13 protein-coding genes are annotated in these 14531 nt (G+C 71.3%); 4 read left to right on the plus strand and 9 right to left on the minus strand.

Annotated elements, in window-relative coordinates:
- Positions 1-73: 73 nt before the first annotated feature.
- Entirely contained in the window at positions 74-808 is a 735-nt protein-coding gene (locus tag K1J57_RS09495) for a dihydrofolate reductase family protein (protein WP_220564072.1), read from the minus strand.
- Positions 809-1936: 1128 nt separating this feature from the next.
- Here K1J57_RS09495 and K1J57_RS33960 point away from each other — a divergent pair.
- Together K1J57_RS33960 and K1J57_RS09505 are read left to right on the plus strand one after the other, a co-directional pair.
- Positions 1937-2269: a WhiB family transcriptional regulator gene (locus K1J57_RS33960; protein ID WP_220564073.1), complete on the plus strand. Its 333-nt coding sequence runs from the start codon at positions 1937-1939 to the stop codon at positions 2267-2269.
- A 321-nt stretch (positions 2270-2590) separates the two neighbouring features.
- A complete protein-coding gene (locus tag K1J57_RS09505) occupies positions 2591-3184 on the plus strand; it encodes a DUF1707 and DUF4870 domain-containing protein (RefSeq protein WP_255646930.1) in 594 nt (197 codons plus the stop codon).
- 93 nt (positions 3185-3277) lie between these two features.
- On the opposite strand, the gene K1J57_RS09510 is transcribed toward K1J57_RS09505, so the two are convergent.
- On the minus strand, positions 3278-3874 hold the full coding sequence (locus tag K1J57_RS09510; RefSeq protein WP_220564075.1) for a YtxH domain-containing protein: 597 nt from the start codon (positions 3872-3874) through the stop codon (positions 3278-3280).
- 310 nt (positions 3875-4184) lie between these two features.
- Between K1J57_RS09510 and K1J57_RS09515 the strand changes: the two genes are divergently transcribed.
- Entirely contained in the window at positions 4185-4709 is a 525-nt protein-coding gene (locus K1J57_RS09515) for a peptidylprolyl isomerase (protein WP_220564076.1), read from the plus strand.
- A gap of 86 nt (positions 4710-4795) precedes the next feature.
- Positions 4796-5704 carry a rhomboid family intramembrane serine protease gene (locus K1J57_RS09520; protein ID WP_220564077.1) on the plus strand — a complete coding sequence of 303 codons (909 nt, stop codon included), beginning with the start codon at positions 4796-4798 and terminating at the stop codon, positions 5702-5704.
- A gap of 160 nt (positions 5705-5864) precedes the next feature.
- On the opposite strand, the gene K1J57_RS09525 is transcribed toward K1J57_RS09520, so the two are convergent.
- The 7 genes from K1J57_RS09525 to K1J57_RS09555 all read right to left on the minus strand — a co-directional run bounded on the left by K1J57_RS09525 (position 5865) and on the right by K1J57_RS09555 (position 14475).
- On the minus strand, positions 5865-6119 hold the full coding sequence (locus tag K1J57_RS09525; RefSeq protein WP_220564078.1) for a cell division protein CrgA: 255 nt from the start codon (positions 6117-6119) through the stop codon (positions 5865-5867).
- 167 nt (positions 6120-6286) lie between these two features.
- Positions 6287-8101: a Stk1 family PASTA domain-containing Ser/Thr kinase gene (gene pknB, locus K1J57_RS09530; RefSeq protein ID WP_220564079.1), complete on the minus strand. Its 1815-nt coding sequence runs from the start codon at positions 8099-8101 to the stop codon at positions 6287-6289.
- 62 nt (positions 8102-8163) lie between these two features.
- Entirely contained in the window at positions 8164-9654 is a 1491-nt protein-coding gene (locus tag K1J57_RS09535; protein ID WP_220564080.1) for a serine/threonine-protein kinase, read from the minus strand.
- On the minus strand, positions 9654-11108 hold the full coding sequence (locus K1J57_RS09540) for a penicillin-binding protein 2 (RefSeq protein ID WP_220564081.1): 1455 nt from the start codon (positions 11106-11108) through the stop codon (positions 9654-9656). Before K1J57_RS09540 ends, K1J57_RS09535 begins: the two co-directional genes overlap by 1 nt.
- Positions 11105-12514 carry an FtsW/RodA/SpoVE family cell cycle protein gene (locus K1J57_RS09545; RefSeq protein WP_220564082.1) on the minus strand — a complete coding sequence of 470 codons (1410 nt, stop codon included), beginning with the start codon at positions 12512-12514 and terminating at the stop codon, positions 11105-11107. The genes K1J57_RS09540 and K1J57_RS09545 overlap by 4 nt, the downstream gene beginning before the upstream one ends.
- A 6-nt stretch (positions 12515-12520) precedes the next feature.
- Positions 12521-13918 (minus strand): Stp1/IreP family PP2C-type Ser/Thr phosphatase, encoded by a 1398-nt coding sequence (locus K1J57_RS09550; RefSeq protein WP_220564083.1) that lies wholly within the window; start codon positions 13916-13918, stop codon positions 12521-12523.
- A complete protein-coding gene (locus K1J57_RS09555) occupies positions 13915-14475 on the minus strand; it encodes an FHA domain-containing protein (protein ID WP_277615496.1) in 561 nt (186 codons plus the stop codon). The genes K1J57_RS09550 and K1J57_RS09555 overlap by 4 nt, the downstream gene beginning before the upstream one ends.
- Positions 14476-14531 lie beyond the last annotated feature (56 nt).

Consider the following 14531-nt stretch of genomic DNA (forward strand, 5'->3'; position numbering starts at 1 on the left):
CCGCGGCGTCGGGGCCGCGGCACCCGGTGTGCGCGCCGCCCGGCCCGCCGCCGGGGACGGCCGCCCCGATCCGCTACACGCGCCGATAGGTCAGGAACAACGTTCCCGCCGCCGACCGGGAGAGGGCGGTCAGTTCGAGCCGCTCGGCGGGGAACCCCTCCTCGAACAGCCGGCGGCCGCGTCCGGCGACGGCCGGGGCGACGACCAGTTCGAGGACGTCGACCAGCCCCTCCCGCCAGAGCGACCGGGCGAGCCGGATGCTCCCGTGGACGCCGATGTCGCCGCCCTCCTCCCGCTTGAGCCGGGCCACGTACCCGGCCGCGGGCGAGGACACGAATGTGGACCGCTCCCACCGTTGGTCGGGGGCGGCCGAGCCGAATACGACCTTCTCCGTCCGGTTCACGAACGTCGAGAACGGCTCGACGTCCGAGGTCGGCCAGTAGTCGGCCCAGTAGTCGTAGGTGCCGCGGCCCAGCAGCACCGTGTCCTGTCCGGCGATGACCCGGCCGAGGTTGTCGAAGACCTCCCGGCCGGGGTCGGAGAACCAGTCCCCCGGCTCCTCGGCCACTCCGTCGAGCGACAGCAGCTGGTAGAGCACCACGTCCCGCATCGGCGAGACTCCTTCCGTCCGTGCGCGGCCGGGGGCCGGGCCCCGGGCTCCGCCCCCGAGTATGGCGGGCCGGGCCGGCGGTGTCAGTGCCGTTCGGTCGGGTTCCCGGACATCCCGGCCGGGGTCGGAGAACCAGTCCCCCGGCTCCTCGGCCACTCCGTCGAGCGACAGCAGCTGGTAGAGCACCACGTCCCGCATCGGCGAGACTCCTTCCGTCCGTGCGCGGCCGGGGGCCGGGCCCCGGGCTCCGCCCCCGAGTATGGCGGGCCGGGCCGGCGGTGTCAGTGCCGTTCGGTCGGGTTCCCGGACATCCCGGCCGCACGGCGGCCCGGGTCGCCGGAGCACCGTCTCCCGCCGGAGCGCGCAGGCGGCCCCCGGTGCGGAACCGCGGCGACGCCCGCACGGTCGCCATCGCACCGCCTCCGCCCCTGGCGCGGCGTCCCCGGCGACCGGCCCCGGCCGCCCGCTCCGCCTCCGCTTCTCGACTTCGCGCTTTGTCGATGTGGGGAGATGTCGCCGGGTCGCCGCCGGGCCCTCCCCGGCTCCGGGCCGACCCTCCCCGGCCCCCGCTCCCGGGCCGGGCACCGGTCCGGACAGGGCGTGCGCCCCGGGTCCGTCGGGACCGGAGGGGCGCATGTTCTCCCAGGCCCGCCTTATCCGAATTCATCTCCATTGGAGTGTTCGCCTGATAGGCAAGAAAAGCGCGTGTTGAGGCTCCGTGTCAGGGTCGAATGGGGGCTTTGTGCGCCCGCCGCCGGGAATCCTTTCCGTTACCGGCCGGTAGGGATACGGGGTCTGTCGACCCCGTGCGAAATGGGTGACCTGCGGGGTTGCGGAGTGTGTGTGCCATGGCGGCCGTATAGTCCGTTCGGGGGATGCGAGGGCCGGGTAGCCCGCTTCGGTGAGCTGTGTCCGACCCGGGACGAACGCCCGTCGGGCGCGGTGAAACCGCAGGTCATCCCGCTTGTCGTGGAATGGTGCGGGTGGAGTGTTTCGCTGGGGTCACAGTAGTCCCCTTCTCTGATGTGGCGTAACTCTCCGTGTGTGTATGATGACACTCCATCTAGGTGCAATGGTCCTACTGGGCCATATGAGAAATAGGCCAGTTGGGGTCTGTTGGTGAACTGAGACGATCCGTAGTTTCGACACCAGCGACAACGAGGAAGACAGCGCGCCGAAACGATCGACCCCCGAAGTCGGCCCGGGCGGCCCCCCGCCCGGACACGTTCCCGTCCTCGGATTCGGCCCGCGTCCTCCTCCCCCGCCGGTGCTGCCGGCCGGCGGGTTTCCGATCACCACACATGCTGATCTTGGGAGTGGGGCAACATGTGGAATGAGAAGATGGCGGCCCGCGCCAAATGCCGGGAGATCGACCCGGACGCCCTGTTCGTGCAGGGAGCGGCCCAGAACCGCGCCAAGCTGATCTGCCGGGGCTGCCCGGTCCGCACCCAGTGCCTCGCCGAGGCGCTGGACAGCCGTATCGAGTTCGGTGTCTGGGGAGGCATGACCGAACGCGAGCGGCGGGCCCTGCTGCGCCGGCGCAAGGACGTCACCAGCTGGTACGACCTGCTGACCAGTGCCGAGCGCCGCTACGAGGAGAACCGGGGCCGCCAGGAGGCCCCCCGCGAGGAGACGTCCCCCGTCACCGCGCACCACTAGACCCACGGGGCCGCGGGGGAGGACGCGGCCCGTACCGGACGCGCCGGACACGGCGCGGGCGGGGCCGGGGAGGGAGAGCCCCGGCGGGGACCGTGCACGGCACGCGGCCGTGCGGAGGGACGGTGCCCACCCCCTACGAAGGTCGGGGCCCGCACCCACGAAGGTCCGCCACCGGGAGGAGCGGCGGATCAGGGGAGCATCAGGGTCGATCCCGATACCGGAGGACCCTCACGTCGCGCATCATGGAGGGAGTGCGGCCGTCGCGGTCGCACTCCCAGCGCGGGGGAGAGGGAAGTGGTCGTGCAGGAACCTCAGCACCCTGTGAGGCGCCCCTGGGAGCGCCCACAGCCTCAGATCCGGCTCACCCATGCCGACAGGGACGCCGTCACCGAGGTCCTTCGGGAGGCGTACGGCAAGGGTCAGCTCGACGAAGACGAGTTCGAGGAGCGCCTCGACCGGGCGATGCGCGCCAAGTTCGGCGCCGATCTCGAACCCCTCACCCAGGACCTGGGGCTCACCCCCCAGGGGCGTCCGGCCGCGCCGGCCGGCGCGCGCGCCGCCGGGGGCGGGGAGGCCCCCGAGAGCACGTCGGTGGAGCGGGTGGTCGCCGGGCTCGCCCACGCGGGCAACTACTTCTTCCCGCTCATCGCCCCGCTGGTCCTGTTCCTGGGGGCCGCCAACGTCTCGCCGTACGTCCGCCGCCAGGCGCTGGAGTCGCTCAACTTCCAGCTGGCCTGCATCATCGGCGCCGTCCTGAGCCTGGTGACCTTCTGGCTGGTGGTCCCCATGTTCTTCCTGGTCGCCATCATGGTCGGCTGGGCCGTCATCCCGGCCATCGGCACCATCGCCGCCCTCATGGGCAAGGACTGGCGCTACCCGCTGCCCCGCCGGCTCCGCCTCGTCAAGGACGAGTAGGAGCCGCACGGGGGCACCGGGCGCGCGGAACGCACGGCGGCGGGCGGGGGCGCGGGCGGGACCGCGTCGTCCCGGCCCGCCACCCGCGGCCGGCTAGCTTCCGGAGCGGCCGTTCTCCTTCGAGCGGTCGCCCGCGGCGGCCTTGACCGCCTCCTTGGCGTCCTTCGCCTTCCGGGCGGCGGTCCCGGCCTTCTCACCGGCCTTCTCCGCCGCCTTTCCGGCCTTGTCCTCCAGGTCCTCCCGGGTCTCCCTGACCTGCTCGCGGGCCTGGTCCAGGTGCTCCTGCCATTCGGCGTCCTGGGACGCCTGGCGCATCCGGACCAGGGAGTACACGATCACACCGCCCACCAGGGCGGCGCCTCCGATCAGGACGGCGCGGGGGACGCGGCGCCCTCCGTTGCGCAGGCCGCGCAGCCCGCGCCGTGCGGGCCTGGGGTCGACCCGCTGGGCCGCCGCCGTGAGCAGCCCTGCCACGCGGGGGGCCACGGTGTCCTCGACCCTGCTGGCCGCCGTCTCCAGTCGGGGCGCGGTCCAGCCACGGGCCTGGAGGAGCGTCCGGGCCGCCTGCTCACGGGCCTGGTCCGCGTACGGGCCGAACCGGTCGGCCTGTTCCCTGGCCAGGTCCTGCAGCCGGGTGATGGCCACCTCGGCCTCCTTGCGTGCCTTGCGACGCTTGGCAGTGATAGGCACGTCGTCAGCTCCTTCGGTCGTTCACCGATTTCATGCGGTCGCACCCGGCGCGGCCGACGGCGGTGCCGACGGCTCGCGTCCGGGCCTTCCCGTCGTCCTTCCCCGTTATCCGGGTGTTATCTCAACATACGTCCTCTCCGTCGGCGATCGGCGTTTCGACACCGCGGACGGGGTACGCCCGCAACAGGGGGCGAACCGGGCGTACCGTGACGTGGGGGACGTTCCCCCCGGTCCCGCCGGGTTCCGCCGAAGCCGGTGTGTCGGACGGGTAACGTGATCTCGTCAACGAAGTCGACCGAAAGGCACTCAGGTGTCGGACTCCAAGGCCCAGCCGACCGCACGGCTGAACACCTCCAAGGGAACCATCGTCATCCGGCTCTTCGAGGAGCAGGCGCCCGAGACGGTCGCCAACTTCATCGGCCTGGCCGACGGGTCCAAGCAGTGGATGGACCCCGCCACCGGCAAGCCCGGCAAGGGCGGCCTCTACGACGGCACGATCTTCCACCGCGTCATCGAGGGCTTCATGGTCCAGGGCGGCGACCCGCTGGGCAGCGGCCGCGGCGGCCCCGGCTACACGTTCAAGGACGAGATCCACCCGAGCCTGCGCTTCGACCGCCCCTACCTGCTGGCCATGGCCAACGCGGGTCCGGGCACCAACGGCTCCCAGTTCTTCATCACCGTGGACAAGCCCTACTGGCTCGACGGCCGCCACACCATCTTCGGCGAGGTCACCGAGGGCCAGGAGATCGTCCAGGCCATCTCCGAGGTGGAGACCGACGCCCAGGACCGTCCCCGCGAGGACATCGTGGTCAACAGCGTCGAGATCACCCGCTAGCGGCCGGAGCGCTCCCTCCGGGTGCGCCCCCTAGTCACGGGAGCACCCATGGGACCACGGCAGCGCACAGGAGGTAGACCCAGACCATGACCGCCTCTCCCCCGCCGCCCGGAGCCGATCCGGAACCGCAGCGGCCCGTCCGGCCCACCTGCTACCGGCACCCCGACCGGGTGACGGGGCTGTCGTGCACCCGGTGCGAACGGCCCATCTGCCCGGACTGCATGACGGCGGCGTCGGTGGGGCAGCACTGCCCCGAGTGCGTCGCGGAGGGCAACCGGAGGGTGCGCCGGGCCCGCACCGTCTTCGGCGGCGGGGTCGTCTCGGCCCCGTACGTCACCTGGACGATCCTGGGGCTGATGGGCGTCGGCTACGTCGCCCAGATGCTCACCTCGGGCTCGCCGCTCAGCACCTCCGGTTCGTCGCTGGTGCGGCAGTTCGGCATGTGGGGAGGCGGGGTCGCCTTCCAGGGGGAGTGGTACCGGCTCATCACCGCGGCGTTCCTGCACTCGGGCCTGTGGCACATCCTGTTCAACGGGTGGGCCATGTACGCCCTGGGACCGCAGCTGGAGCGGTGGCTGGGCCACGGGCGCTTCCTGGCGCTGTGGGTGCTGGGCGCGCTGGGCGGTTCGGTGCTGAGCCTCCTGGCGACGCCGGGCTCGCTCTCCATCGGTGCCTCGGGCGCGATCTTCGCGCTGTTCGGAGCGGTGCTCATGCTCGGCCGCAGGCTCGGGCTGGACGTCCGGATGGTGTGGATGCTGATCGGCCTCAACCTGGTCATCACGTTCGTCTTCCCGAGCATCGCCTGGACCGCCCACATCGGGGGACTGGCCGTCGGCATGCTGCTGGGGGCGGTCTTCGCCCACCTGCCCGGCAGGTCGGCCTCCCCGCGCACCAGGAACCTCGTCCACACCGCGGCGCTGGTCCTGCTGGCGGCGGTGCTGGCGGCGCTGGTGTTCGCGTCCCCGGTGCTCCTGACGGCGTTCTACGCGAGCTGAGCCCGCCCCAACGCCGAAGGCCCCCGGAGCGGTGCTCCGGGGGCCTTCGCGCGTCCGCGGCCGGCCCGACCCGGCCGCGGGCAGCATGGAGGGAGCCGCCCACCGAACGGGGCGGCCCTTCATCGCGGGGGCGCCGGCCGGGGGACCGGCGCGCGGGAGGTCAGTGCCAGCGGGTGGCCAGGATGATGGCCACGATGATGCCGGAGAAGCCGACGGCGAGGTTCCAGTTGCCGAGGTCCTGCATGTAGGGCACGTACTGTCCCGCGATGTAGAAGACCGCGATCCACAGGATGCCCAAGATGAAGAAGCCCAGCATGGTGGGGACCAGCCAGCGTGGGCTGACCTTGGGCTTCTCCTTCGAAGGAGGCGGCGTGTAGACGACCTTCTTCTTGCGATCGTTGCGGGACTTGGGCACGGTCGCTGCTCCAGTACGGGTGGGGCCGGTCATAACGGAAACACAGTCTATGCCCAGCCCGTACCCCGCCGTCACCCCCGGGGGCGGCTACGCCGGGGACGCGAACGGCGGCGGGGCCGCCCCTCCAGGGACGGCCCCGCCGTTGTCCGCGTCCGTACCGCTCCGGTCTAGTCCCGGGTCCCGTGCTCGAACACGAACCCGTCCCCCTCCGGCGGGTTCTCGCCCTCGGGGGGAGTCTCCCCGCCGTTGTCCGGCGGCTCCGGCGAGTTCGGGTCGGTGGGCGTCTCGGGCTGGCTCGGTGCGATCGCCACCGTCACGGTGACCGTGGTGCCCGGAGCCACCTCCTGGTTGGCCGCGATCGACTGGCTGACGACCGTGTTGGGCGGGTTGTTGGGGTCCTCCACCTCGTGGAAGGACGCCGTCAGGCCGCGCTCCTGGAGGGCCGCCTCGGCCTGGTCGCGGGTCATCCCCACCAGGTCCGGGACCTGGGCGTTGCCCGGGCCGCTGGAGACGTAGAGCCGGATCTCGGTGTCCGGGGCGACCGCGCTGCCCGCGGGCGGGTCGGTGTTGATCGCCGTCCCGGCCGCGACGGTGTCGTGGTTCTGCTCCTCGACCGTGACGTTCGTGAACCCCGCCTCGCTGAGCGTGTTCTGCGCGTCGGTCTGGCTCTGCCCGTCCACCGAGGGGATCTCCTGGGCGTCGGGACCGCTGGAGACGTACAGGACGATCCGTTCGTCCAGCGCGATCTCCTCGCCCGCGGGCGGGTCGGTCTCCACGACCGTCCCCTCCTCGGCCTCGGGGTCGGCGCGCTGCTCGACCGTGACCTCGGTGAACCCGGCCTCCTCCAGCTCGGCCTGGGCGTCCTCCGTCGACGCCCCGACCACGTCCGGGACCGCCGTCGTCTCGGGCTCCCCCGGCCCCCGGTTCATCAGGAAGAAGACCAGGATGATCGAGGCGACGACGCCGAGGCCGAGCAGCGACCACAACACGATCTTGCCCGTGTTGTTCTTCTTCTCGTCCCGGTAGTCGTCGTAGTCGTCGTCGTAACCGTCGTCGTAGCGGTCCCCGTACCGGTCGTCCGCGGGCGGCAGCATGGTGGTCGCACCGGCGGCGGCCATCGCCATGTTGCCCGCCTGGGTGGGCATCCCGGCCAGGCCGCGCTGGATGTCGGCGCGCATCTCGGCGGCGCTCTGGTACCGCTGGTCGCGGTCCTTGGCCATCGCGCGCAGGGTGATGTCCTCCAGCCAGGCCGGCACCTGCGGGTCCACCTGGGACGGCGGCACCGGCTCCTCGCGGACGTGCTGGTAGGCGATGGACACCGGGGAGTCGCCGGTGAACGGCGGACGGCCGGTCAGCAGCTCGTAGAGCACGCAGCCGGTCGAGTAGAGGTCGCTGCGCGGGTCCACCCGCTCGCCGCGCGCCTGCTCCGGTGAGAGGTACTGGGCGGTGCCGATGACCTGCGAGGTCTGGGTCATGGTCGCCTGGTTGTCGTCCATGGACCGGGCGATGCCGAAGTCCATGACCTTGACCTCGGCGTTGCGGGTCAGCATCACGTTCGCGGGCTTGATGTCCCGGTGGACGATCCCGTTGTCGTGGCTGTACTCCAGCGCGCGCAGGATGCCGTCGACGAGCTCCGCGGAGCGGTCCGGCAGGAGCCTGCGGTCGTCGTCGAGGAGTTCCTTGAGCGTCCGGCCGTCCACGTACTCCATGACGATGTACGGGATCGACAGTCCGTCGATCACGTCCTCGCCGGTGTCGTAGACGGCGATGATCGTCGGGTGGTTGAGGGAGGCAGCCGACTGGGCCTCCCGACGGAAGCGGGCCTGGAAGACGTGGTCGCGGGCCAGATCGTGCCTGAGCGTCTTGACGGCGACCAGGCGGTCGAGTCTCAGGTCACGCGCGCGGTAGACCTCGGCCATGCCGCCGCGCCCGACGATGCCGTCGAGTTCGTAGCGCCCGCCGAAGAGCCGGGGTTGGGACATGTCGTGTACTGATCCTTGTTCTGGGCCCGCGTGCGGACCTTCTTACTCCGAGCGTCTCTCGCTCATGGCCTCGTCACGGAATCCGTGTCACCGCCGGCCGGGGGGCCCTCACCGCCGCCACCGCCACCGCCGCCGTTCTCACCGCCACCGCCCCCTTCACCGGGGTCGGTGGTGCCGGGGTCGGTCTCGCCGTCGGTGGGCTCCTCGCCCCCCTCTCCCGGGTCGGTGGTGCCGGGGTCGGTCTCGCCGTCGGTGGGCTCCGGGGTGCTGCTCGGGGTCTCCTCGGGGGTGGTCGGCGTGTAGTCGGGTGTGTAGTCGGGGACGGCGGGCACGTCGGCGGTCTCCTCCTCCACAGGTTCGGAGGAGGGGCTCGACGAGGGCTCGTCGACGACGGCGGGGGACCGCGTGTCGCGCACGTTGTTCGCCCCCTCGGAACCGTTGCCGCTCAGGAAGAAGCCGCCCAGGACGGCGGCGACGATGAGGACCGTCGCACCGAGGGCGGCGAGGATCACCGGCAGCCCGATCCGCCGTTGGGACGCCAGCCTAGCGGAGTCGTCTTCCTGACCAGGCGTTACGGTCTGCTGTCCGGTGGTGCGCCGGGGGGTGGCCCCGGTGGTGCGCCCGGCGTCGGGGACCGCGGCCGCCACCCGGGTGGTGGCCACTCCGCCGAACCCGGCGGAGGGGGTGGGCGGGCCGGTGCCCGCGTTGGACCGGATGACCGCGGCCATGTGCGCGACCTCGCCCGCCGACGCGGGCCGGTCCTCGGGGTCCTTGCACAGCAGCAGGAACACCAGGTCGTCGAGATCGGCGGGCACGTGGTCGGGCAGGGGCGGCGGCTCGTCGCGGGTGTGCGCCAGGGCGAGCGCGACCGGGCTGTCGCCGGTGAACGGCGGCTCCCCGGCCAGGCACTCGTAGGCGACCACGCCGAGCGCGTAGAGGTCAGAGGACCCGGTGGCGGGCCGCCCCGACGCCTGCTCGGGGGAGATGTACTGGGCGGTCCCCATGACCATGCCGGTCTGGGTCAGGGTGACCGACATGTCGCCGCGGGCGATGCCGAAGTCGGTGAGCTTGAGCCTGCCGTCCCCGGTGACCAGCAGGTTGCCCGGCTTGATGTCGCGGTGCACCACCCCGCGGGCGTGCGCCGCGGCCAGCGCCTGGGCGGCCTGGCCGATGAAGTCCAGGGTCTCGTCGGGGGTGAGGCCGCCGCGCTCCTTGAGGACCTGGGAGAGGGGCTCGCCCACCACCAGCTCCATGATGAGGTAGGCCCGGCCGTCCTCCTCCCCGTAGTCGAAGACCTGGGCGATGCCCGGGTGGGACAGGCCCGCGGTGATCCGCCCCTCGGTGCGGAACCGCTGTCTCGCGGTGGGCTCGGCCATCTGCGACGGGTGCAGGAGCTTGACCGCGACGGGCCGGTTGAGCAGGGTGTCGGTGGCTCTCCAGACCGTGCCCATGCCGCCGGAGCCGATCTGCTCCTCGAGTCGGTAGCGGTCGCTCAGAACGGTCCCGGTGAGTCCACCGGGACCGTTCTGGGAAGAAGGTTCGTAGGTGCCCACTACTGAACCACTGCCTCCATCAGTGCCCGTGCGACCGGAGCCGCGAGTTCGTTGCCGCTGCCGCCGCCGAACTCCACCACCACGGCGACCGCGACCTGCGGGTCGTCCGCCGGGGCGAACCCGATGAACCAGTTGTGGGTCCGGTCGGTGCCGTTCTCCGCGGTACCGGTCTTGCCGGCCACCTCGATGCCCGGGATGGCGGCGTTGAGGCCGCTGCCCTCGGGCGGTGTGGTGACCAGGACCATCATGTCCGTGATCGTCTCCGCGGTGCTGGCCGAGATCGCCTCGGAGTGGGTCTCCGGGGAGGTCTGCGTGATCACCGACAGGTCGGAGTCGCGCACCGACTCCACCACGTAGGGTCGCATGACCTCGCCGCGGTTGGCGATACCGGCGGCGACCATCGCCATCTGCAGCGGGGTGGCCTCGACGTTGGACTGGCCGATGCCGGCGCGGCCGAGGATGCTCTCGTCGGTCTCCACCGGCGCGTAGCTGTCCACTACCGACAGCGGGACCGTGAGCTCCTCGTCCGGGTTGAACCCGAACGCCGTCGCCTGCTCGCTGAGTGCCTCTCCGCCCACCTCGATCGCCCAGTTGGCGAACGACGTGTTGCAGGAGATCTGGATGGAGTGCGCCAGGGTGTCGGGCTGGCCGCCGTTGCAGCTGCCCATGGCGTTGGGCAGCGGCGGACCGGACGCGAACTGGAGCTGGTCCGGCGCGTCCTGCGTGCTGTCCGGCCCCGCGTCCAGGTTCTCGATCGCCGCGGCGGCCGTGACCACCTTGAACGTCGAACCCGGAGGGTAGCGCTCGTTGAGCGCCCGGTTCAGCAGGGGCTTGCGCGCGTCGTTCTCCAGCTCGACGTAGTTGGCGACCGAGTCGTTGGGGTTGTTGATGTCCACGACCGTGTTGGGGTCGTAGGACGGGTAGGAGATCGCGCCCAGGATCGCCCCGGTGTTCGGGTCGAGGGCGACCGCAGCGCCGTTCATGTCGCCCAGCGACTCGAACGCGTTGAACCCGGCCTCCTGGACCTCGGGCAGCAGCGTCAGCTGCACCTGGGCTCCCTCGGGCTCGCGGCCGGTGATCATGTCGCGGAAGTTGCGCACGGCCAGCCGGTCGTCGCTGCCGTTGAGCAGGTCGTTCTCGACGGCCTCGATGCCGGAGGCGCCGTAGTTGCGGAAGGAGCCCACGATCGGCGTGTACATCGAGCCGCCCTCGTAGACCCGCTGGTAGCGGGCCGGGTCGCCCTCCTCCGCGATGTTCTCCGAGTAGGCGACGTTCTCCCCGCCCACCAGGATGGGGCCGCGGGGGGCGCTGGCCTGCTCGGCGTACTGGCGCCGGTTGAGCGGGTCCTCCTTGATCGTCGGCGCCTGGATGCCCTGGATCCAGGTGATGTTGGCCATGAGCACCAGGAACATGAGCAGGCAGAAGATGCTCAGTCTGCGGATCGTCGTGTTCATCGTCGGATCACCTGGGTCGCGCCCTCGTCCTGGATCGCCTGCGGTGCCGGCCGTCGTGCGTTGTCGCTGATGCGCAGCAGGATGCCCATCATGATCCAGCTGGTCAGCAGTGCGGTGCCGCCGGCGGACATGAACGGTGTGGTCGAGCCGGTCAGCGGGATGACCCGCGAGACCCCGCCGAGCACGATGAAGGTCTGGTACACGAGCACGAACGCGATGCCGCTGGCCAGCAGCTTGTTGAACGTGCCGGTGGAGGCCAGCGCCACCCGCATACCGCGCTCCACGAGGACGAACAGGACCATGAGCACGGCCAGCAGGCCGGTCACGCCCAGCTCCTCACCGATGGAGGCGAGGATGAAGTCGCTGTCGGCGGCGAAGATGTCGGTGGGCCGCCCGGCGCCCAGGCCGGTGCCGAACAGGCCGCCGTAGGCCATGCCCACGATGCCCTGCACCAGCTGCTGGCTGCCGCCGACCGCCTCGTAGACCTCCTGGTCGAAGGCGTTGATCCAGATGTTCACACGCGCGCGGACGTGCCAGAACAGGAAGTAGGCGATGGTCGCGCCGCCCCCGAACAGCACCAGGCCCAGGGTCACCCACGAGGAGCGCTGGGTGGCGACGTACAGCATCGCCAGGAAGGTGCCGAAGAGCAGCAGCGAGGTGCCCAGGTCGCGCAGGACGACCAGCATGCCGATGGCGATCAGCCAGCCGACCAGGATCGGGGCCAGGTCGCGGGCGCGCGGCAGCTCGATGAGGGTGAAGCGGCCGACCTTGATCGGCTTGCCCACGATCTGGAGCACCTGGCGCTTGCTCATCAGGTACGAGGCCAGGAAGATGACCAGCGCGATCTTGGCGAACTCCGAGGGCTGGAACTGGACCGGGCCGATCTTGATCCACAGCCGGGCGCCGTACACCTCGTGGCCGATGACCGGCAGGGCCGGCAGGGCCAGCAGGACCAGCGCCACCAGGGCGCTGATGTAGGTGTAGCGCTGCAGGACCCGGGGGTCCTTCAGGAAGACGATGATGAGGAAGCAGAAGATCAGGCCCAGGGCCGTCCAGACCAGCTGCATGCCCACGCCGGCGCTCTCGATGTTCTCGCTCTCGACGGCGTTGAGGCGCCAGATCATGGCGACGCCGATGCCGTTGAGGAACAGTGCGCAGGGCAGGATGAGCGGGTCGGCGTAGGGGGCCACGAACCGCATGGCCGCGTGGGCGGCGACGGCCAGGGCGCCGAACGTCAGCCCGACGGTCCAGGTGGCCGCCGGGACCCGGCCGCTGAGGTTGAGGCCGGCGATCGCGATGCCCAGCATCGTGATGACGACGGCCACCACGATGAGGACCAGCTCGGCGTTGCGCCGTTTGACGGGGGGGAGTGCGGTGGGGGCCTCGGGTGTCGACGTGTCACTCACCTGGCCTCACCCGCTTCCTTCCTCGGTCCCCGTGCCCTGCCCGCCCTCGGCGGCGGTGCTCTCGCGGAGGTCCTCCACCCGCTGCTGCGCGTCACGGAGGTCGTCGGCCGGGATGTTGTTCTCGATGGACTGGCGCTCGGCCTCGGAGAGCGTGTCCAGCGCGAGCCCGGAGTCCTCGACCTGCTCGGACAGGCTGAAGCCGGCGATGTCGGTGTTGATGCCGCGGTAGATCGCGACGTTCTGCCCCGACTCGGACGGGGCGATGAAGTACTGGGAGTCGATGTACTGGCGCCCGAAGTAGTAGCCCGCGCCGGCGACGAGGGCGACGATGACCAGGAAGCCGACGATCATCGGCCACCAGCGGCGGGTCTGGAGCTCCGGCTCGCCGCTCCCTCCGCGCGGGCGGCGGGGGGCCGGGGGCTCCTCGTACTCGGAGTAGGGCTGCTCCTCGTAGGGGGCGGCCGCGTAGGCGCCGCCCACCGGGGGGCCGCTCGGAGCCGGGGCGCCGGCGTAGGCCGGCTCGTCGACGACGGGGTCCATCTCGGCGGTGTCGCCGCCGGTGGAGCGCAGCTCCTGGGCGCGTCTGGCGGGGCTGTCCTGCCCCTGCTCCATCATGTCCCGGCGCTGGTCGGCGGCGCCGACCACCTGGGCGGCGCGGGTGGGGCCCTCGCGGTCGGCGTCGGTCTCGATCACGTCGGCGATGACCGCGGTGATGTTGTCCGGGCCGCCGCCGCGGATGGCCAGGTCGATGAGCTTCTTGGCGGCCGAGCGCAGGTCGGGCTCGGTGGCCAGGGTCTCGTGGATGGTCTTCTTGCTGACCACACCGGACAGGCCGTCGGAGCACAGCAGGTAGCGGTCGCCGACCTTGGCCTCGCTGATGGAGATGTCGGGGTCGACCGGGCTCTTGCCGTCGAGGGCGCGCAGGATCAGGGACCGCTGCGGGTGGGTCGCGACCTCCTCCTCGGTGATCTTGCCCTCGTCGACGAGGGTCTGCACCAGGGTGTGGTCGTGGGTGATCTGCTCGAAGCGCGAGCCGCGCAGCAGGTAGGCGCGGGAGTCGCCGATGTGGATGAGGGCGACCCGGGGACCCGACCACAGCATGGCGGTCAGGGTGGTGCCCATGTTCTCCAGCCGGGGCTCCTCCATGATCCGCCGGGACAGGGAGGCGTTGGCCTGCTCGACGGCCTGCTGGAGGGCCTCGGCCATCTCGTCGGCGGGGTGGTCCTCGGCGTCGAGGCGGCTGATCGAGGAGATCGCGATGGAACTGGCCACCTCGCCGCCGGCGTAGCCGCCCATGCCGTCCGCCACTGCGAGCAGGTGCTGGCCTGCGTAGCCGGAGTCTTCGTTGCCTTCGCGGAGGCATCCTACGTCGGAGTACGCCGCGTATCGGAGAGCGATTGTCATTTGCGCAGTTCCAGGACGGTCTTGCCGATACGGATGGGCTGACCCACCGTGATGGGCTGGGGGCGGTTCAGCTTCTGTTGGCCGAGGTAGGTGCCGTTGGTCGAGTTGAGATCCTCGACGAACCAGCGGCCGTTGTCGGAGTAGACGCGCGCGTGGCGGCCCGAGGCGTAGTCGTCGGTGATGACGAGCGTCGAGTCGGGCGCGCGTCCGATGAGGATGGGCTGGGACGCGAGCGGGACGGTGGTGCCCGCCAGCGGTCCCTGGGTGACGGCGAGGATGGAGGGCTCGTTCCGGCGCGGGCGCTGGGGGCGGGCGGGCGCGGCACCCGAGTGCGAGGGGGTGCCGCCGCCGCGCGGTGCCTGCCGGGGGGCGGGGCGCGGCTTCTTCTTCGGCTTGCGTTTGGAGGGACCGAAGAGGTCGGTGCGGACCACACCGATCGCCATGAGGATGAACAGCCAAAGCACCGCGAGGTACGCGATCTTGATCAGTATGAGGGTCAAGTTGGACATCGAACTGCTCTTCAGCCCCTGTCGTGCTCCGGCCGGGGTGGCGGTCATCGGCGCCGCCACCGTGTCTTCCCCACCTTCGTTCCGGTGAGTTGAGGTCGCTGGTC

The sequence above is a fragment of the Nocardiopsis sp. MT53 genome, assembly GCF_019598965.1.
Lineage (GTDB): Bacteria > Actinomycetota > Actinomycetes > Streptosporangiales > Streptosporangiaceae > Nocardiopsis > Nocardiopsis changdeensis.

Bases quoted from the DNA above. Each gene is read 5' to 3' on its own strand.
- K1J57_RS09495 (WP_220564072.1), bottom strand. From the start codon at position 808: ATGCGGGACGTGGTGCTCTACCAGCTGCTGTCGCTCGACGGAGTGGCC.
- K1J57_RS33960 (WP_220564073.1), top strand. From the start codon at position 1,937: ATGTGGAATGAGAAGATGGCGGCCCGCGCCAAATGCCGGGAGATCGAC.
- K1J57_RS09520 (WP_220564077.1), top strand. From the start codon at position 4,796: ATGACCGCCTCTCCCCCGCCGCCCGGAGCCGATCCGGAACCGCAGCGG.
- pknB (WP_220564079.1), bottom strand. From the start codon at position 8,101: ATGTCCCAACCCCGGCTCTTCGGCGGGCGCTACGAACTCGACGGCATC.
- K1J57_RS09540 (WP_220564081.1), bottom strand. From the start codon at position 11,108: ATGAACACGACGATCCGCAGACTGAGCATCTTCTGCCTGCTCATGTTC.
- K1J57_RS09550 (WP_220564083.1), bottom strand. From the start codon at position 13,918: ATGACAATCGCTCTCCGATACGCGGCGTACTCCGACGTAGGATGCCTC.
- K1J57_RS09555 (WP_277615496.1), bottom strand. From the start codon at position 14,475: ATGACCGCCACCCCGGCCGGAGCACGACAGGGGCTGAAGAGCAGTTCG.